Raw genomic sequence first — 18,649 nt, 5'->3', positions numbered from 1 at the left:
CATATTCTTGTAAAATATTGTTTTTTCGACTTTTGCAGCGGGTTGTTGTTTCCAGTCTTTACGGAATTATATAGAAACGATTCATGTCGATCTGGGTCCGCATCGGTGAATTTGTCACCTCCCTAACGTTTAACGCTATTTCGAGCGTTATTGAAGCTGTGCGAACGGTTTTCGAGGGTGATGCAGACACGCGCAGACGCGTTGCTTTCTCCATCGCAATGATCGCGCTTTCCGCCAAGATGGCAAAAGCCGATGGCGTGGTGACGCAGGACGAGTTTCGCGCCTTCAAGAGCATTTTTTCCGTGCCTGAAGAAGAATATGCCCATGTTGTTAAGCTGTATAATCTCGCGCAGCAGGATGTCGCGGGCTACGAAAGCTATGCGCGTCAGCTTGCCGGACTATGCCGTGAAGGTGACGAGAACTGCCACCTGTTGGAGGATATTCTCGACGGGTTGTTTCATATCGCAACCTCAGATGGCTACGTGCATGAGAAAGAAATGGCTTTCTTGTCGAGCGTGGCCGAAATTTTCGGCTATGACAAAGAGGGCTTTGATCGCATCGCACTCAGGCATGTTAATCGCGGCGAGGGCGATCCCTTTGCCATTCTTGGATTGGTGCGTGGCGTTTCATTTGAGGATGCGCGTAAGCGTTATCGTGCGCTTGTGAAAGAACATCACCCGGATAGGCTTGTTGCCGAAGGTCTTCCACTCGAATTCATCAATATTGCCAATGCGCGCCTTGCTGCGATTAATTCGGCTTGGGCCAGCGTAGAGAAACAACTGGAGGCAGCATGAGCGGTGCAGACGTCACACAGGAAGAAGTCTTAGCCGATCTCGCGCTGGTAAAGCCTGATTATCCGGGCGCATTGCTGGATATATCTCCAAATTTTGGTCCGAGACGCGATGGCAAGACACCGACCTATCTCATTTTGCATTACACGGGGCTAGCCACCGCACAAGAAGCCTTGGACGTGTTGAAATCCCCGGAACGCGAAGTATCGGCGCATTATCTGGTGCACGAGGATGGTCGTGTTGTGCAGATGGTGTCTGAAAAGGCCCGTGCATGGCATGCGGGCAACAGCTTCTGGAAGGGTGAAACCGACATCAATTCGGCCTCGATTGGCATTGAGATTGTCAATCCGGGTAATCTGGAAAACTATCCGCCTTTTGCAGAGCAACAGATCGAATCGGTGATTGATTTGTGCCGCAGTATTTGTGGGCGTTATGAAATCCAGCCTGAAAATGTACTGGCTCATTCGGACATTGCGCCTGAGCGTAAGACCGACCCCGGGCATAGTTTCCCATGGAGAAAACTCCACGAAGCAGGCATCGGCCATTATATTGAGCCAGCGTCTATCCGTGGCGGACGCTTTCTTGCGCGCGGTGAACAGGGGCAGCCGGTCGAGGCTTTACAGTCTATGCTTGCGCTTTATGGTTATAAAATTGAGATTAATGGTGTGTTCGATGAGACGACCGAGACGGTGATTAAGGCGTTTCAGCGGCATTTTCGGACACAAAATGTGGACGGTGTTGCCGACGTATCCACTATAGATACCCTCTACCGGCTTATTTTTTCACTGCAAAATGTTACCGCATAAGGCATGCTCGCTCCTCGGAAGTAGGGAGCGAAATATTTTCATATTTCTGTAATAGATTCATCATGCTAGCGAATTTGCAGCTTTAGGTGGTGGTGATTTTCCATCAATACGCGTATCACGGATTGTGACAGTGTTTATTACAACCTGTAAGACTATTTTACTTCCTCAACCAATCTTCGGCTGCATTTCCCCACCAAATGAACTGCCATTCCCAGCGACGACGGGCAGACAAAAGCCTGTTGAGCTGGATCATAAATCAAATGGCATTGCGATCTTCAGGGTCGGCGATACCGTATAAAAAAGATCCAAGACGGTAGGTTATGAAAGTAAATTTTGTTGTTGTATGCGCCCTCATTGGCGCCATGAGTTCTTTTGGCCTTAATTCTGCGATGAGTGCTCCGGTTAATGAGCCAACCAATCTTGCAGCCCTTCTCAAGGCACGAGCAATGAATAAGGCTGCAGAAGCCAACCAGTCTGAAAAGGCTTCACGTTCCGCTGACGCCACAAAGGCTGAACCAAAACAGAAAGCTCAGAAGGCTTCTGTGATTACCAAGCGTGCTCAACCGACTGCAAAGAGTGCTAAGCGCTCAAAGGCGCGTAATGAGGCTCCAAAGTCAGCACAGAGGAGCGGCAAGCCGTATTCCCAGATCATAAACTCCTATGCAGCGACTTATGGCGTACCCTCGGCGCTTGCACATGCGGTGGTTCGTCATGAAAGCAACTTCCAGCCAGATGTACGTGGTGCGGCTGGCGAAATCGGTCTGATGCAGATCAAGCTTTCGACCGCTCGTGGCCTTGGTTATTCCGGTTCGGCCAAAGGGCTTTATGAGCCTTCAACCAACATCCAGTACGGTATGAAATATCTCGCACAGGCACAGAAGCTTGGTGGCGGCAGCACCTGCGGCACGATCCTCAAATATAATGCCGGTCACGGCGCCAAGCGCATGAATCCAACGTCTGCAAAATATTGTAGCTCGGTGAAGTCCTATATGGCTGGGCTTTAGAGCGCGTTTCGATCTGATTGGATCAGATCGGCGCTCGAAGCATCTGTTTTAACGCGCATCCCGAAAACTGTTTCACACTTTTCTGGATGCGCTCTAAAGTTTTGTGTTGTCGGTCGCGTAGAGTTTTAGACCGATGATGTGAACGAAAAGCCGGTAGCGGTTTCGCTGCCGGCTTTTGCGTTGTGAATAATCTTTTCGAAACACGGTTCCCAGTTTCTTCGATCATGTTATATACGCGCCGTCAGTCGGTCGGGCAGCCGCACTTGTCATATGCTGAAAGGCGGCAGGTGAGGAAAGTCCGGGCTCCATGAAAACACGATGCCGGGTAACGCCCGGCGGGGGCGACCCCAGGGATAGTGCCACAGAAAGTAGACCGCCCCGTCTTCCGTACCGTTTAAGCTGAACGGCAGGGATGACGGGGTAAGGGTGAAAGGGTGGGGTAAGAGCCCACCGCGCCGGTGGCAACACAGGCGGCACGGTAAACCCCATTGGGAGCAAGACCGAATAGGGACGGCGCACCGGTTTGCAAGGATCGGTAATCAGTTTTCGGATCAGCCGTCCGGGTGGGTTGCAAGAGGCGGGTGGCAACATCCGTCCCAGATGAATGGCTGCCACGTTGGACGCAAGTCCGGCCATACAAAACCCGGCTTATAGACCGACTGACATTTTATCTATTTGTTACAACGGGACACCCATGAAGAAATCGTAGATGAGCTTCATGTTCAGCACGACGATAATGCATGCTGTGATTGCTGCAAGAAGTGTCACCCAGCGTGGTGCAACCAGCGCCCCCATCTTTTTCTTTTCTGCGGTAAACATCACCAGCGGTATGATGGCGAAGGGAAGCTGTAAGCTCAGAACGACCTGTGACAGGATGAGCAGTTCGGTTGTGCCTTGTGATCCATACATGATGGTGACGATTGCAGCGGGAACGATTGCGACAAAGCGTGTGATGGCACGGCGCAGCCAGGGCTTGAGCTTAATATCGATGAACCCTTCCATCACGATCTGACCAGCCATGGTCGCAGTGATGGTGGAATTCAATCCGCAGCACAGAAGTGCAATGGCAAAAAGTGTTGGTGCTAATGCAGAACCCAACAGGGGATTGAGCAAAGCATGCGCTTTGTCGAGATCTTCAACGCCAGTATTGCCGGTTGCATGAAAACTTGCAGCGGCGAGGATGAGGATCGACGCATTGACTAGCAATGCAAAGGTCAGGGCAATGGTTGAATCAAGCGTTGCAAACCGGATGGCTTCACGCTTTTCGGGCAGTGTGTGACCGTAGTCGCGGGTCTGGATGATGCCGGAATGCAGATAAAGATTATGTGGCATGACAGTCGCACCGATAATGCCGAGCGCTATATAAAGCATATCCGGGTTGCGAATAATTTCTGTCGTCGGCGCAAAGCCCCGGATTACTTCGCCCCATTTGGGTTCCGCCATTAAAATCTGAATCAGGAAGCAAAGAGCGATGACACCCAAAAGCGTGATAATCAGTGCTTCCACGCGACGAAAACCCTTGTTCTGCAAATAAAGAACCAGAAGCACGTCGGCAGCGGTGATAATGACGCCGATTTCCAGCGGAATACCGAAAAGAAGATTAAGACCAATCGCTGTACCGATGACTTCCGCAAGGTCGGTCGCGCATATGGCGAGTTCTGCCAGCAACCATAAAGGCCAAGCAAGAAAGCGCGGATAAGCATCGCGGCAGGCCTGCGCCAGATCGCGCCCGGTTGCAACGGCAAGTCGCGTGCAGAGCGCCTGCAACAGCACAGCCATGAGATTTGAGATCAGCACGACCAACAACAATGTGTAGCCGAAGCGTGAGCCACCGGCCAGCGATGTCGCCCAGTTGCCGGGGTCCATGTACCCCACTGCAACCAGATAGCCGGGGCCGAAAAAAGCCATTGCGCGGCGGAATTTAGAACCTGATCTGTTAATGCGTATCGAGCGGTGAACATCGGACATCGAAGCTTCGCCGCGGTCACGACGCCAACCTTCAAATGTAACGTCCGCGTGTACGGGAGGAGTATCTCCTCGATCGGCCACTTTAAATGCCATCGAATATGCCTTCAAATGCAATTGCAAACTATTTGCAAATAATATGACTGTGTTCATTTCTCGTCAACGAGAACAGATTGATGTCTTTTCATAAATTTGTGATTGGTCGGAAAAACCATTAACGCGCTCGATTCATTGCCAGCAGGAGATGAAAAGAAGCGGGAAAATTTTGTGTAACGTCTGGTTTTATGAACCGTCAGCGCCGCGCCTGTTGGGAAGTAGGTTGAGGGCGGCGCGTGCGACGCCTTCAGTGACAAAAGCCGCCACGTACCGTCGGGAAATGGTGAAAATAGCCCAGCTCTGCGTCGCAAAACCTCAATGGAGAACGAATCCAGGTTCGGTTTGGCTCCTCAACCTGTGCAGTTTTCATCCGTACAAGCTCCAAAACTAATCCCCCACAGACCTTAAAGGATAACGGTTCATTAAGCTTAATATCCGATAACTGTTTGAACGAATCCGTTGATTTGGCGCTTGTCGTGAATTGGCCGGAATTCATGCAGAAAATATAGGATAGCGGGATTTTTCCCGGGAAAGGATCGGGATGATGGCTAGCCTCGGCAGAGACCAATCTCAAGCCGAAGGGGCTCAGGTCCGTCACGTTCCGGTGCTTATTTCCGAAGTGATCGACGCCCTTAAGCTGGAAAGTGGCAAAGTGATCGTGGATGGCACTTTTGGTGCAGGCGGTTACACGCGATGCATTCTTGAGCAGGGTGCAGATGTGATTGCAATTGACCGTGATCCGACCGCGATTGAGGCCGGACAGGCGCTTGTGAAGCAGTTCGATGGCAGGCTCAATCTGGTCGAAAGTCGGTTTTCAAAGCTTGATGAGGCAGTCGCTCAGGTGTTGGGGGAAGACCGCAAAGTCGACGGCGTTGTGCTCGATATTGGCGTATCGTCGATGCAGATTGATGAAGCAGAGCGTGGCTTTTCTTTCCAGAAAGATGGGCCGCTCGACATGCGCATGTCGAACAAAGGTCCAACCGCTGCCGATGTTGTGAACCGTCTGAAGATGGGCGATCTTGCACGTATTTTTAATTTCTTAGGCGAAGAGCGTCATGCGGGGCGTATTGCGCGCATGATCGAAAAGCGTCGCGAAGCGCAGCCTTTTGCGCGCACGCTTGATCTGGCAAATGCCATTGAAGCGCTGGTTGGTCGTAATCCAAAGGTGCCTATTCATCCAGCAACGCGGGTGTTTCAGGCGCTGCGTATCTATGTAAATGACGAATTGGGTGAGTTGGCGCGGGCATTGCTTGCGGCTGAGCGGGTTGTGAAACCCGGTGGTCGTCTGGTCGTGGTCACCTTCCATTCTCTCGAAGACCGTATGGTCAAGCGCTTCTTTGCTGATCGCGTCGGGGGCAGCGCGGGATCGCGGCATTTGCCGGAAACGCATGTGCGCCATCCAAGCTTTACACCTGCGGTCAAGGGAGCTGTTGGTCCGAGCGCCGAGGAAGAACAACGTAATCCGCGTGCACGCTCTGCAAAATTGCGGGCCGGTATCCGGACTGAAAATCCGCCTCTTGAAGATGATCTTTCGCTTTTCGGGCTGCCAAAGCTGCCTGAAACGCATGAACTGACCCGGAGTTGAACGAGTGCTGCGTACTTTTGAACTCATCATGATAGCGGCGATGCTGGTGGCAGCAACGATCACCTATACCATCAAATATGATGCGGAGAGGCAGATCGCTGTCATTGCAAAACTACAGCGTCAGATCGATTCCGAAAGGGATACGATCACGCTGTTGCGCGCAGACTGGGCTTTGATGCGGCAACCGGGGCGCTTGCAGAGCCTGGTTGGCGTTTACTCGGATGAACTAAAACTTGCCCCGATTGAGGCGGAACAGCTTGCCATGGGTGTGGAAGATATTCCTGAACGTCAGTTGGACGATATACAGAAGCTTATTTCCGGTAGCGATGAACTTGTCGCCAGCGGTGTTCTGGAACCAGATGCAACGACAACTGGAAGCATTAAGAAGAATGGAGCGAGGCACTGATCATGCGGCTGAAGCTCGGATTTTCCAAAAAGAACAAAAAGAATATCGATGACGGCAGTTCGCCGGCTGGCAACGAAAAGCTCGCTGGCAATATGGCATTTGTCGGCTTGCGTAAAAAGCACGGCAACCGTGCACGCAATCGTCTTTGGATGGCTATTGTTTGCTTTGTCGGCATCTATGGCGTGATCGGCGGAAAGCTGGTTTATTTCGGTGTGATCGGTGGCGAAGATGAAGATTCCAACGGTCCCTCGGTGCATCAGCTCGCGTCGCGCCCCGATATTCTCGATCGCAATGGCGAAATTCTTGCAACCGACATCAAAACTGCTTCGCTTTTCGCTGAACCGCGCAAAATTGTTGACCCCGATGAAACAATCGAACTTCTTTCGACCGTCATTCCCGATCTTGACTGGGAAGCAACCTATCGCCGCTTGAAAAGTGGTGCAGGCTTCGTGTGGGTGAAGCGTGGCCTAACCCCGCGCCAACAAAGCCAGATCATGGCGCTTGGCGTGCCGGGTATTGGGTTCCGTACGGAAAAGCGCCGCTTTTATCCAGGTGGTCCAACCGCGTCTCATATTCTCGGTCTCGTCAATGTCGACAATCAGGGCATTGCGGGTATGGAAAAATATATCGACAGTCAGGGTCTGAGCGATCTGCGTGCTGCCGGTATGGCAACGGCGCAGTCGCTTGAGCCGGTTAAGCTCTCCATCGATATTCGCGTTCAGCACATTATGCGCGACGTGCTGGTTAAGGCTGTCGAACGTTATCGCGCAATTGCAGCGGGTGCTGTTGTACTGAATGTGAAGACAGGCGAAGTCATAGCGATGGCTTCTGTGCCGGATTTTGATCCGAACAATCCTGTTCATGCGCTGGATAAGGATCGCCTCAACCGAATGTCGGCCGGCACCTATGAAATGGGCTCAACGATCAAGAGCTTCACGACGGCAATGGCGCTTGATTCCGGAAAGTTCACGCTTCAGTCGAAGATCGACGCATCGCGTCCGTTGGTAATCGGACGTCAGACCATTCGCGACTTTCATGGTAAGGGCCGCGTTCTGACGCTGCCGGAAGTGTTTATTTTCTCGTCCAATATCGGCTCTGGTCATGAGGCCAATGTGGTCGGGATCGAAGGCCATCGCGCATTCTTGAAGAAGATGGGCTTGCTGGATCGTATGCAGACAGAACTGCCTGAAGTGGCGCGTCCTGTCGAGCCGCGTGTTTGGAGAAAAGTTCACTCCATGACCATTTCGTTCGGTCATGGCATGATGACCACACCGCTTCAGACTGCTGTGGGTGCTGCAGCACTTATGAATGGTGGCAAGCTGATCGAACCAACTTTCCTGACACGTACGCAGGCTGAGGCCAATCAGGTTGCCCAGCAGGTCATTCATCCGCAAGTATCAGCCGACATGCGTTATCTTTATCGTCTGAACGCAACCGCGCCCGGCGGTTCAGGCAAGCGTGCAACCGTTCAGGGTTATCGCGTCGGTGGTAAGACAGGGACGGCGGAAAAGGTTGTGCATGGTCGCTATTCCAAAGATGTGCGCTTTAATGCCTTTCTTGCATCCTTTCCGATGGATGATCCGACCTATGTCGTTTTGACCATCATCGATGAACCGAAGCCTGAAGAAGGCAAGTTAACTGCAACAGCCGGTCTGAATGCTGCGCCGATGGTTTCAGAAATTATTCGTCGCTCGGCCACTTTTTTGGGAGTTAAGCCCGATTTTAAACAGGAATTTGCGCCAGCTGAGTCTGAAATCGCTTCTCTTGATTCTGTAAACGACTGAATTGTGCCGTTTTGCTGCGGAAAGCAGGAACTGTACCACTGAACCTGGATTTTGATGACCATGAAGTTGAAGGACATTACACTCTTTAAAGAACTGGCCACCGATGCTGCGGGCGAAGTGGATATTTCAGGTGTGACTTCGGACTCGCGCAAAGTTGAGCGCGGCTTCCTGTTTGCGGCCCTTAAAGGCGTGAAGGCCGACGGTTCCGCCTATGCGATTGATGCAGTCAAGCGCGGCGCAGTTGCCATTATTGCTGGTAAAAATACAGCGCTGGATAATCTGGGCGTGCCAGTCCTGCATGTTGATGATCCGCGCAATGCACTGGCGGTAGCAGCCGCACAGTTTTACGGCAAACAGCCGGAAGTTATGGTTGCGGTTACGGGTACGAGTGGGAAAACTTCCGTTGCTTCGTTTACGCGCCAGATTTGGGCCTATGCTGGCTTTCCTGCCGCAAATATTGGAACCACGGGTGTCTTTTCGCCGACGCGCAGTGATTACAACTCGCTGACGACGCCTGATCCGGTCGAGTTGCATCGCGTTCTGGCCGAGCTTGCTGATGAAGGTGTAACCCATGCTGCGATGGAGGCCTCCTCGCATGGCCTTGATCAACGTCGCCTCGATGGTGTGAAGCTCGCAGCTGCCGCTTTTACCAATCTTGGTCGCGATCATATGGATTATCACTCGACGATTGAGGAATATCTGAACGCCAAAATGCGCCTGTTCGATACGCTTTTGCCGAATGGCGCGCCAGCGATTATTTTTGCGGATGATCAGTTCTCGCCACAGGCAATCGAAGCAGCAAAAGCTGCCGGATGCGATGTGAAAACGGTGGGTCGCAAGGGTGATTTCATCACGATCAAGCGTGTTGAGCATGAACGCTTCCGTCAGCATGTCGAAGTTCGGATCGGTGATGAAATCTTTGAAGTCGAGCTGCCGTTGGCGGGCGACTTTCAGGTCGCCAATGCACTGGTATCAGCAGCTTTGGCGATGGTGACGGGTGTTCCGGCTGCGGCTGCTATGCGTGCGCTGGAGCGTCTTAAGGGTGCACCGGGCCGCCTTGATCTCGTGGGTGCAACCGAAGGCGGTGCGCCTGCCTACGTGGACTATGCGCACAAGCCGGAAGCGCTTGAAAATGTTCTGACTTCTGTTCGCCCATTTACCACAGGCCGCGTTATCGTGGTGTTTGGCTGTGGCGGTGATCGTGACAAGGGCAAGCGCCCGATCATGGGTGAAATCGCGGCACGTCTTGCCGATGTCGCCATTGTCACTGATGACAATCCGCGTTCGGAAGTGCCTGCGCAGATCCGTTCGGAAATTATGGTAGCGGCTCAAGGTGCTGTGGAAATTGGTGATCGTCGCGAGGCAATTTTCACTGCTGTTTCGATGATGATGCCGGGCGACACGCTTGTCGTTGCGGGCAAGGGGCATGAAGAGGGCCAGATCGTCGGCGACATCACGCTGCCGTTCTCGGACCATTCGGAGGTGGCGGCGGCACTGGCTGCCCGCCTTGAAGAGAATAAGTATTGAGGAGCATGAGGGATGAGTGACTGGCTTTGGACATCTGCCGATATGGTGGAGGCCATGGAAGGCCGGCCCTTCGGTACATTGCCTGCGGGGATCACCGGAATTTCCATTGATAGCCGTACGCTCAAAGACGGTGAAGCCTTCTTTGCGATCAAAGGCGATCTGTTTGACGGCCATGATTTTGCAACTGCTGCTATGGCTGCGGGTGCCGGTCTTCTGGTCGTCAATGAATCCCGGCTCCCCGCACTTGGTAATCTTAAAATTCCAATGATCGTGGTCGAGGATGTGCTGGATGCAATGACCAAACTCGGTCTTGCTTCGCGTGAACGCTCGAAGGCTCAGATCATTGCCGTAACAGGTTCTGTTGGAAAGACGACGACCAAGGAAGCGCTGCGCCATGTTTTGGCCGATTGCGGCAAGGTTCATGCCTCGGTTGCTTCATTTAACAATCATTGGGGTGTGCCACTGACGCTCGCGCGTATGCCCGCTGACACAGATTATGGTGTGTTCGAAATCGGCATGAACCATCATGGCGAAATTCGCCCACTGGTAAAGATGGTGCGTCCACATGTTGCGATGATCACGCTGATTGCACCGGCGCACCTTGGTCATTTTGCCAATCTCGAAGAGATTGCAGTGGCAAAAGCCGAGATATTTGAAGGCATTGTGCCCGGCGGCTATGCATTGCTCAATCGCGATGACAAGCGTTTCAAACAGTTGGAAGAACTGGCTGAAAAGGCCGGCGTCGAGCATGTCGTGACCTTCGGAGAAAATGCACAATCCGATTATCGCTTGCGCGAAGTGAAGATGCATCCGACCTGCTCGTGCATGACGGTGAAGATCGGCAGCGAAGAAGCTTTCGTGAAAGTTGGCATGCCGGGCCGTCATATCGTGCAGAACATGCTGGCGGTTCTGGGTGCTGCCCATCTGGTTGGTGCAGACATGGCCAAAGTTTCAATCGCCATGGCAACACTGACCGCTGAAGGTGGACGCGGCGCGCGTCATGTGCTGGAACACCCGGATGGCGGTTCTTTCACGTTGATCGATGAAAGCTACAACGCTAACCCAACATCAATGCGCGCTTCGCTTTCGTTGTTGCAAGCAACCCCGCCCGAAGCGCCGCGCGGTCGCCGCATTGCCATTCTTGGCGACATGCTGGAGCTTGGTCGTCAGTCCGGCAAGCTTCATGCCGATCTTGCACGTCCTATCGTGGATGCAGAAGTGAACGTGCTTTACATCGGTGGACGCGAAATGTCGGTGCTCAAAAACGCCTTGCCGGTTGAAATTCACGTCGAATACAGGCAGAGCACCGAAGAATTGTTGCCGCTGGTGACGAAGGCTGTGCGTCCCGGTGACGTTGTCATGGTGAAGTCATCCAAAGGAATTGGCTTTTCCAAGATCGTCAAGGCGCTTACCAATCAGTTTCCGCCAGTGGTGCCCGCCGAATAGCCGTTTTTGAGGGATTTTTCTCCGCATGTTGATGCTTCTTTCAGTCTTCGCCGATCATGTGACAGCGTTCAACGTGTTCCGCTACATCACGTTCCGCACCGGCGGAGCGATGATCACCTCGGCGTTGATCGTTTTTCTGTTTGGCCCTGCGATCATTAATTCGCTGCGTGCACGACAGGGAAAAGGTCAGCCAATCCGTGCTGATGGCCCTCAGACCCACTTCAAAAAAGCCGGTACGCCCACTATGGGCGGTCTGATGATCATGACCGGCATTCTGGTATCGTGTTTCTTTTGGGCCAATCTTTCCAGCGTCTATGTCTGGGTTGTCTTGATGGTTACCGTCGGTTTTGGCGCTATCGGCTTTTATGACGATTATCTCAAGGTGACGAAACAGTCCGACAAGGGCTTTTCGGGCAAGTCGCGTCTGGCAATCGAGTTTCTGATTGCAGCCGTTGCTGCCTTTATCATCATGCGCGCAGGACAGGAGCCGTTCTCGTCCTCGCTGACATTCCCATTTGTGAAACAGTTTGTTCTGAATCTTGGCTGGTTCTTCATTCCGTTGGCAGCATTCGTGATGGTTGGTGCCGGCAATGCCGTAAACCTGACTGATGGTCTTGATGGTTTGGCGATCGTGCCGGTTATGGTTGCGGCAGCATCCTTTGGCTTCATCGCATACCTTTCGGGTAATGCGATTTTTGCGGATTATCTGCAAATCCACTTTGTTCCGGGTACGGGTGAGCTTGCGGTGGTGCTGGGTGCTGTGATTGGCGCTGGGCTTGGCTTTTTGTGGTTCAATGCGCCGCCTGCTGCAATCTTTATGGGTGACACGGGTTCGCTGGCGCTCGGCGGGATGCTTGGCACTGTGGCTGTTGCGACGAAGCACGAAATCGTGCTTGCGATCATTGGCGGATTGTTCGTGGTCGAAGCGCTGTCGGTCATCATTCAGGTTGGTTCATTCAAGCTTACCGGCAAGCGTGTGTTTTTGATGGCACCTATTCATCACCATTTTGAAAAGAAGGGCTGGACGGAAAGTCAGGTCGTGATCCGGTTCTGGATCGTGGCTATTATCCTCGCCATGATTGGCCTTTCCACATTGAAGCTGAGATAAGGCACGAGAATGATCCCGATCACCGCCCTTAAAGACAAGACTGTTGCCCTCTTCGGATTGGGCGGGTCGGGAATCGCCACTGCCAAAGCCATTGTAGCGGGTGGAGCGAAGATCATTGCCTGGGACGATAATCCTGACAGTGTGGCACGTGCGCAGAGTGCAGGCATCGCGACGGGTGATTTGAGGCAGGCTGACTGGTCACTATTCGCTGCCTTTGTGCTTTCGCCCGGCGTACCGCTGACCCATCCCAAGCCGCACTGGACGGTTGACCTGGCTCACGCTGCTGGTGTCGAGATTATTGGCGACGTCGAACTGTTCGTGCGTGAGCGTAATCATATTGCGCCGGATTGCCCGTTTATTGCCATCACGGGCACCAATGGCAAATCAACGACGACAGCACTGATTGCGCATATTATCAAAGCTTCAGGTCGCGATATGCAGCTTGGTGGCAATATTGGAACGGCTATCCTGACGCTGGAGCCACCAGCGACAAATCGCTATTACGTGGTTGAATGTTCGTCTTACCAGATTGATCTTGCATCTTCGCTTAATCCGACTGCCGGTATCCTGCTGAACCTGACGCCGGACCATCTTGATCGCCACGGTTCGATGGAAAATTATGCGACGATCAAAGAACGACTGGTTACAAAGAGTCATGTCGCTATTGTCGGAAATGACGACCAACATTGCGCGGCAATCGCCGACAAGCTTGAGGCAAATGGCGTAAAGACCATTCGTATCTCCAAGGACAAGCACCTTGAAAACGGTGCTTTTGCCGATGGCCCAAAGCTCTATTCTGCCAATGCAGGCAAGATCGAAGAACTGGCTTCGCTACAAGGTATCGGATCGCTGCGCGGTGCGCATAATGCGCAAAACGCATTGGCCGCAATCTCTGCCTGTCTTGCGGTTGGACTTTCAATTGATGAAATCCGAGCAGGATTGAAAAGTTTTCCCGGTCTTGCGCATCGCATGGAGCAAGTGGGGCATCGGGGCAAGGTTCTCTTCGTCAATGATTCCAAGGCGACGAATGCCGAAGCAACTGCACCTGCATTGTCGTCTTTTGCGAAAAATATTTACTGGATTGCCGGTGGGGTACCAAAGGCTGGCGGCATTGCTGCCCTGTCAGAGTTTTTTCCACGCATCGCCAAAGCCTATCTGATTGGCGAAGCTGCCGCACAATTTGCGGCTACACTTGGTGATGCAGTGCCATTTGAAATTTCCGATACGCTGGTTGTGGCGGTTGAGCATGCTGCCCGCGATGCAGGCAATGATGCAGCAAGCGAGCCGGTTGTGCTGCTTTCGCCTGCCTGTGCAAGCTTTGACCAGTTTCAGAATTTTGAAAAACGTGGCGATGCATTCCGCACCGCCGTTCTCACGCTCCCGGGTATTGAACCAATCGGAGGGAAAAGCTGATGGTAAGTCGCGTTGACCGTGGTGCTGTCGCCAATTGGTGGTGGACAATTGACCGTTACTTTCTGGCCGCATGTCTGGCCCTGATGGGCCTTGGTGTGCTGCTGTCCTTTGCAGCAAGTCCTGCGGTTGCACAGCGCATCGGCCTCGACAGCTTTCATTTTGTTGAGCGTCAGACGTTTTTCATGATCCCTGCTGTGGCGGTGATGATCGGTGTTTCGTTTCTGTCACCGCGCCAGGTCAGGCGTTTTGCGCTGATACTGCTCTGCATTTCGCTGTTTCTAATGGCGGCCGCACTTTTCGTTGGCATTGAAATTAAGGGTGCGCGTCGCTGGGTCAGTCTTGCTGGCATTTCCATTCAGCCGTCTGAATTTATGAAGCCTGCTTTCGTGGTGATTTGCGCATGGCTTTTTTCCGAACGTGAGCGCGGTGGCCATATGCCGGGCTATTTTCTGGCCATGATGTTGTTTTGTGTGAGTGCAGGATTGTTGATGCTGCAACCTGACTTTGGTCAGACAATGCTCACCACAGGTACCTGGGGCGCAATGTTCTTCCTTGCTGGCCTGCCGATGTTCTGGATCCTCTGCCTGGGTGGTATCGCAGTTGTTGGTGCGTTTGGCGCGTACATGACGCTGGACCACGTTGCAGGTCGTGTTGACAGGTTTATGACCGGCGAGGGTGATACGTTTCAGGTAGACATGGGCCGCGAAGCCATTCTGCGCGGCGGCTGGTTTGGCCAGGGTCCGGGTGAAGGCATCGTCAAGCGCAGCATTCCTGATAGTCATACAGATTTTATTTTCTCGGTTGCGGCCGAGGAATACGGCATCATCCTGTGCATGATCATTATGGCGCTGTTTGCATTTATCGTAATCCGCGGCCTGTCGATTGCGCTTCGTGAGCGCGATGCTTTCACGCGCCTTGCTGTGTCGGGCATCGTGATCCTGTTCGGCTTCCAGTCGATCATCAACATGGCGGTTAATCTGCATCTGATGCCTGCAAAGGGTATGACGCTGCCGTTTATTTCTTATGGCGGTTCGTCGCTGGTGGCGATTGCGATTACCATGGGCATTTTGCTGGCGCTGACACGCCGTCGTCCGGAAGCGCGCATGACGCACACGGTCAGTATGGGCGAGCGTATTCCGGTTTTGTGAGGGCAATATGGGCAAAGGCGTAATTGTACTGGCTGCCGGAGGAACCGGTGGCCACTTGTTTCCTGCTGAAGCGCTGGCGCATGAGCTGAAGTCTCGTGGCTGGGATGTGCATCTTGCAACCGATGCGCGTGCGCAACGCTTCGCCGGGGCCTTTGATCAGGACCATGTGCACGTGATCCGGTCAGCCACCATTGCCGGTCGCAATCCGATTGCGCTTGCGCGCACGCTTTGGTCGCTGTGGCAGGGTAATCTGGATAGCCGTAAATTGTTTCGCCGTTTGAAGCCTAAGCTTGTTGCCGGCTTTGGTGGTTATCCGACTTTGCCGCCGCTTTATGCGGCCAGCAATATGGGCGTTCCAACCCTTGTGCATGAGCAGAATGCCGTCATGGGGCGTGCCAATAAGGGCTTGGCCGCACGTGTGAAGGCGATCGCTGGCGGCTTTCTGCCAGCGGCAGGCGGCGCTCACGCTGATAAGATTATCGCGACCGGTAATCCGGTTCGTGCGCCGGTGCTTGCCGCAGCCAAGACATCTTATAAGCCAGCCAAAGAAGGTCAGCGTTTTCGATTACTGGTTTTTGGCGGTAGTCAGGGTGCGCAGTTTTTTTCAAATGCGATCCCAGAAGCAATTGCGCTTTTGCCAGAGGGCGAGCGTGCAAGGCTGTTGATTACGCAGCAAGCCCGCAAAGAGGATGAGGCCGCCGTTCGTGCCGCCTATCAGAAGCTGCGTGTTCCGGCTGATGTTGCGCCGTTCTTCAACGATATGCCCGCGCGTATTGCGGATGCGCATTTTGTGATTTCGCGTTCCGGCGCTTCTACGGTTTCGGAAATCGCAGCGATTGGTCGCCCGGCCATGCTGGTGCCGTTCCCGTATGCGCTTGACCATGATCAGGCGGCGAATGCGCTCGCGCTCGAAAGTGCCGGTGGTTGCGAAGTTGTGCGTCAGTCACAGCTTACGCCGCAGCGGCTTTCGGAGATCATCAGTTCTGCCATAAACGAGCCTGAAAGGCTTGAACAACAGGCAAAAGCTGCAAAAAGCGTTGGTAAGCCAGATGCCGCGCAGTTGCTTGCTGATCTTGCAGAGGCTATTGCAGCAGGACAATCAGTTCAGCAATTCAAAGAAGGAACTCGGCCATGAAAATGCCGCTCAACATCGGGCTTGTCCATTTTATCGGGATCGGCGGCATCGGCATGAGCGGCATTGCGGAAGTGCTGCATAATCTTGGCTACAAGGTGCAGGGTTCGGACCAGTCGGACAGCGCCAATGTACAGCGCCTGCGCGAGAAGGGCATTGAAGTTTTTGTCGGTCACAAGGCTGAAAATCTTGGCGATTCGGAAGTGATTGTCGTTTCGACCGCGATCCGCAAAAACAATCCTGAACTCGTGAGCGCTCGCGAAAAGCTTCTGCCAATCGTCCGCCGCGCTGAAATGCTAGCGGAATTGATGCGCTTCCGTCGTGCTGTCGCTATTGGCGGCACGCATGGCAAGACCACCACCACATCAATGGTGGCAGCATTGCTTGATGCCGGTCATCTTGACCCGACCGTCATCAATGGCGGCATCATCAATGCATATGGCACCAATGCTCGGATGGGTGATGGCGACTGGATGGTCGTTGAAGCGGATGAAAGCGATGGCACATTCCTGAAACTGCCAGCTGATATTGCGGTTGTTACCAATATCGATCCTGAACATCTCGATCATTATGGCAATTTCGACAATGTGCGCGCTGCTTTTGCGCAGTTCGTTGAGAATGTGCCGTTCTACGGTTTTGGCGTGATGTGTCTCGATCACCCGGAAGTACAGGCTCTGGTCAGCCGCATCGAAGACCGCCGCATTGTGACTTATGGTCAGAACCCTCAGGCCGATGTGCGTTTCCTCAATCACCGCATGGAAGGCGCTGTCAGCCTGTTTGACGTGCTGATTCGTTCGCGTAAGGGAGATACAACCGAGATTAAAGATCTGCGTCTGCCGATGCCGGGTCTGCACAATGTTTCCAATGCCACGGCTGCGATAGCGGTTGCGCATGAATTGGGAATTTCTGCCGACGATATTCGTCGGGGACTTGGTGCATTTGGTGGTGTGAAGCGTCGTTTCACCCATACGGGTACTTGGAACGGCGTCGAGATTTTCGACGATTACGGTCATCATCCGGTTGAAATTCGTGCGGTGCTGAAAGCGGCGCGCGAAGCAACCAAAGGTCGTGTTGTCGGTATTGTCCAGCCGCATCGCTATACGCGCCTTCACAGCCTGTTTGATGAATTTGCTGCATGCTTCAACGACGCCGATACGGTTATCGTGACACCGGTTTATACCGCTGGAGAAGACCCGATTGAGGGTGTGGATTCGGAAACACTCGTGTCGCGTATCAAGACGGCTGGTCATCGTGATGCACGTTTTGCAAGTGGGCCTGAAACCTTGGCCCCATTGGTTGCATCCATTGCAGAGCCCGGTGATTTCGTGGTTTGTCTGGGTGCAGGCAACATCACGCAATGGGCTTATGCCTTGCCGAAAGAACTGACTGAGCAGGGTGCGAAGTAATGGAAAGCGGTGAGGCGCTTCTCAAGAAGCTTGATGGCAAGCTGTCGGGCTTGCGTGGCAGGCTGACGCCTGATGCCGGTATGGACAAGATCACATGGTTTCGCGCCGGTGGTCCTGCACAGGTTCTTTTTCAGCCTGCGGATGAGGAAGACCTGTCGGCATTTCTGAAAGCTGTGCCGGAAGAAATTCCGCTTCTGGTTGTAGGTATCGGCTCCAATCTTCTGGTGCGGGACGGCGGTATTCCAGGCTTTGTGGTGCGCTTGTCGGCCAAGGGCTTTGGTGAAGTTGAGCATGTCTCTCAAACGCAGCTGCGGGCAGGGACAGCAACGCCCGACAAGCGTGTGGCATCGGCAGCGCTTGATGCAGGTCTTGCGGGCTTTCATTTCTACCATGGCATTCCCGGCGGTATTGGCGGCGCTCTTCGGATGAATGCTGGTGCTAATGGTGTTGAAACCTGCGAGCGTGTGGTGGAAGTGCGCGCACTTGATCGCAAGGGCGAACTGCATATCCTTTCCAATGCCGATATGGGTTATGCCTATCGTCATTCGTCGGCCTCGGCTGATCTGATTTTCACCTCGGTTCTGTTTGAAGGTGTTCCGGGCGAGCGTGAAGAAATCAAAAAAGCCATGGACGACGTCCAGAATCACCGTGAGACGGTGCAGCCTGTGCGTGAGAAAACCGGTGGTTCGACCTTCAAGAATCCTGAAGGCACATCTGCCTGGAAAGAAATTGACAAAGCAGGCTGTCGCGGTTTGCGTGTCGGTGGCGCACAGATGTCTGAGATGCACTGCAATTTTATGATCAATACGGGTGACGCCACTGGGTATGATCTTGAAACGCTTGGCGAGACAGTTCGCGCTAAAGTTTATGAGAATTCCGGCATTCGCCTTCATTGGGAGATTAAAAGGCTTGGCTTGTTCCAAGAAGGCAAGCAAGTAAAAGAATTCTTATAAAAATTAACATTTTAAGAAGCCCGGATTTCCCACTGAAATCTCGGGCTTTTTTCTGCTTATTGAGTCGTTCGTAAGTTGC

The 18,649-nt window shown here is 53.1% G+C and carries 15 protein-coding genes and 1 other RNA gene; 15 read left to right on the top strand and 1 reads right to left on the bottom strand.

All coding sequences use genetic code 11. The features are described 5' to 3' along the window. Positions 1-83: 83 nt before the first annotated feature. The 4 genes from CEV31_RS01550 to rnpB all read left to right on the top strand — a co-directional run bounded on the left by CEV31_RS01550 (position 84) and on the right by rnpB (position 3,268). The gene (locus CEV31_RS01550; RefSeq protein ID WP_094505150.1) at positions 84-794 is read left to right on the top strand and encodes a J domain-containing protein; all 711 of its coding nucleotides are present in this window, start codon (positions 84-86) and stop codon (positions 792-794) included. Then, entirely contained in the window at positions 791-1,597 is an 807-nt protein-coding gene (locus CEV31_RS01545; RefSeq protein WP_094505149.1) for an N-acetylmuramoyl-L-alanine amidase, read from the top strand. Before CEV31_RS01550 ends, CEV31_RS01545 begins: the two co-directional genes overlap by 4 nt. Before the next feature lie 320 nt (positions 1,598-1,917). Next, on the top strand, positions 1,918-2,601 hold the full coding sequence (locus tag CEV31_RS01540) for a lytic transglycosylase domain-containing protein (RefSeq protein WP_094505148.1): 684 nt from the start codon (positions 1,918-1,920) through the stop codon (positions 2,599-2,601). 241 nt (positions 2,602-2,842) lie between these two features. Next, positions 2,843-3,268: RNase P RNA component class A (gene rnpB, locus CEV31_RS01535), an RNA gene on the top strand. A gap of 11 nt (positions 3,269-3,279) precedes the next feature. Here the strand turns inward: rnpB and CEV31_RS01530 are convergent. Continuing rightward, positions 3,280-4,662 (bottom strand): Nramp family divalent metal transporter, encoded by a 1,383-nt coding sequence (locus tag CEV31_RS01530; protein ID WP_094505147.1) that lies wholly within the window; start codon positions 4,660-4,662, stop codon positions 3,280-3,282. 541 nt (positions 4,663-5,203) lie between these two features. On the opposite strand from CEV31_RS01530, the gene rsmH reads away from it, so the two are divergent. The 11 genes from rsmH to murB are packed head-to-tail and all read left to right on the top strand — an operon-like array spanning position 5,204 to position 18,570. After that, positions 5,204-6,247 carry a 16S rRNA (cytosine(1402)-N(4))-methyltransferase RsmH gene (gene rsmH, locus CEV31_RS01525; RefSeq protein ID WP_210190864.1) on the top strand — a complete coding sequence of 348 codons (1,044 nt, stop codon included), beginning with the start codon at positions 5,204-5,206 and terminating at the stop codon, positions 6,245-6,247. A gap of 4 nt (positions 6,248-6,251) precedes the next feature. After that, entirely contained in the window at positions 6,252-6,653 is a 402-nt protein-coding gene (gene ftsL / locus CEV31_RS01520) for a cell division protein FtsL (protein WP_094505146.1), read from the top strand. Positions 6,654-6,655: 2 nt separating this feature from the next. Next, positions 6,656-8,437: a peptidoglycan D,D-transpeptidase FtsI family protein gene (locus tag CEV31_RS01515; protein ID WP_094505145.1), complete on the top strand. Its 1,782-nt coding sequence runs from the start codon at positions 6,656-6,658 to the stop codon at positions 8,435-8,437. A 54-nt stretch (positions 8,438-8,491) separates the two neighbouring features. Beyond that, positions 8,492-9,964 (top strand): UDP-N-acetylmuramoyl-L-alanyl-D-glutamate--2,6-diaminopimelate ligase, encoded by a 1,473-nt coding sequence (locus CEV31_RS01510; RefSeq protein ID WP_094505144.1) that lies wholly within the window; start codon positions 8,492-8,494, stop codon positions 9,962-9,964. 12 nt (positions 9,965-9,976) lie between these two features. Next, positions 9,977-11,410, top strand: a complete 1,434-nt coding sequence (locus tag CEV31_RS01505; RefSeq protein ID WP_094505143.1) for a UDP-N-acetylmuramoylalanyl-D-glutamyl-2,6-diaminopimelate--D-alanyl-D-alanine ligase — start codon at positions 9,977-9,979, stop codon at positions 11,408-11,410. A 25-nt stretch (positions 11,411-11,435) separates the two neighbouring features. After that, positions 11,436-12,518, top strand: a complete 1,083-nt coding sequence (gene mraY / locus CEV31_RS01500) for a phospho-N-acetylmuramoyl-pentapeptide-transferase (protein WP_094505142.1) — start codon at positions 11,436-11,438, stop codon at positions 12,516-12,518. Positions 12,519-12,527: 9 nt separating this feature from the next. Then, complete coding sequence (murD, locus tag CEV31_RS01495; protein ID WP_094505141.1) at positions 12,528-13,931, top strand: UDP-N-acetylmuramoyl-L-alanine--D-glutamate ligase; 1,404 nt, start codon at positions 12,528-12,530, stop codon at positions 13,929-13,931. Continuing rightward, on the top strand, positions 13,931-15,079 hold the full coding sequence (gene ftsW / locus CEV31_RS01490; protein ID WP_094505140.1) for a putative lipid II flippase FtsW: 1,149 nt from the start codon (positions 13,931-13,933) through the stop codon (positions 15,077-15,079). The genes murD and ftsW overlap by 1 nt, the downstream gene beginning before the upstream one ends. A 7-nt stretch (positions 15,080-15,086) precedes the next feature. Beyond that, positions 15,087-16,214, top strand: coding sequence for an undecaprenyldiphospho-muramoylpentapeptide beta-N-acetylglucosaminyltransferase (gene murG / locus CEV31_RS01485; protein ID WP_094505139.1), 1,128 nt, complete (start codon positions 15,087-15,089; stop codon positions 16,212-16,214). Beyond that, positions 16,211-17,617: a UDP-N-acetylmuramate--L-alanine ligase gene (murC, locus tag CEV31_RS01480; protein WP_094505138.1), complete on the top strand. Its 1,407-nt coding sequence runs from the start codon at positions 16,211-16,213 to the stop codon at positions 17,615-17,617. The genes murG and murC overlap by 4 nt, the downstream gene beginning before the upstream one ends. Then, complete coding sequence (gene murB, locus CEV31_RS01475; protein WP_094505137.1) at positions 17,617-18,570, top strand: UDP-N-acetylmuramate dehydrogenase; 954 nt, start codon at positions 17,617-17,619, stop codon at positions 18,568-18,570. Before murC ends, murB begins: the two co-directional genes overlap by 1 nt. Positions 18,571-18,649 lie beyond the last annotated feature (79 nt).

The sequence above is a fragment of the Brucella thiophenivorans genome (assembly GCF_002252445.1).
GTDB classification, from domain to species: domain Bacteria; phylum Pseudomonadota; class Alphaproteobacteria; order Rhizobiales; family Rhizobiaceae; genus Brucella; species Brucella thiophenivorans.
The sequence above is the reverse complement of the archived record's forward strand: the minus strand, read 5'-3'. Positions and strand labels throughout refer to the sequence as shown.

Excerpts from the sequence above, each read along its gene's own strand:
- CEV31_RS01550 (WP_094505150.1), top strand. The coding sequence starts at position 84 with ATGTCGATCTGGGTCCGCATCGGTGAATTTGTCACCTCCCTAACGTTT.
- CEV31_RS01545 (WP_094505149.1), top strand. The coding sequence starts at position 791 with ATGAGCGGTGCAGACGTCACACAGGAAGAAGTCTTAGCCGATCTCGCG.
- CEV31_RS01540 (WP_094505148.1), top strand. The coding sequence starts at position 1,918 with ATGAAAGTAAATTTTGTTGTTGTATGCGCCCTCATTGGCGCCATGAGT.
- CEV31_RS01530 (WP_094505147.1), bottom strand. The coding sequence starts at position 4,662 with ATGGCATTTAAAGTGGCCGATCGAGGAGATACTCCTCCCGTACACGCG.
- rsmH (WP_210190864.1), top strand. The coding sequence starts at position 5,204 with ATGATGGCTAGCCTCGGCAGAGACCAATCTCAAGCCGAAGGGGCTCAG.
- CEV31_RS01515 (WP_094505145.1), top strand. The coding sequence starts at position 6,656 with ATGCGGCTGAAGCTCGGATTTTCCAAAAAGAACAAAAAGAATATCGAT.
- CEV31_RS01510 (WP_094505144.1), top strand. The coding sequence starts at position 8,492 with ATGACCATGAAGTTGAAGGACATTACACTCTTTAAAGAACTGGCCACC.
- CEV31_RS01505 (WP_094505143.1), top strand. The coding sequence starts at position 9,977 with ATGAGTGACTGGCTTTGGACATCTGCCGATATGGTGGAGGCCATGGAA.
- mraY (WP_094505142.1), top strand. The coding sequence starts at position 11,436 with ATGTTGATGCTTCTTTCAGTCTTCGCCGATCATGTGACAGCGTTCAAC.
- murD (WP_094505141.1), top strand. The coding sequence starts at position 12,528 with ATGATCCCGATCACCGCCCTTAAAGACAAGACTGTTGCCCTCTTCGGA.
- ftsW (WP_094505140.1), top strand. The coding sequence starts at position 13,931 with ATGGTAAGTCGCGTTGACCGTGGTGCTGTCGCCAATTGGTGGTGGACA.
- murG (WP_094505139.1), top strand. The coding sequence starts at position 15,087 with ATGGGCAAAGGCGTAATTGTACTGGCTGCCGGAGGAACCGGTGGCCAC.
- murC (WP_094505138.1), top strand. The coding sequence starts at position 16,211 with ATGAAAATGCCGCTCAACATCGGGCTTGTCCATTTTATCGGGATCGGC.
- murB (WP_094505137.1), top strand. The coding sequence starts at position 17,617 with ATGGAAAGCGGTGAGGCGCTTCTCAAGAAGCTTGATGGCAAGCTGTCG.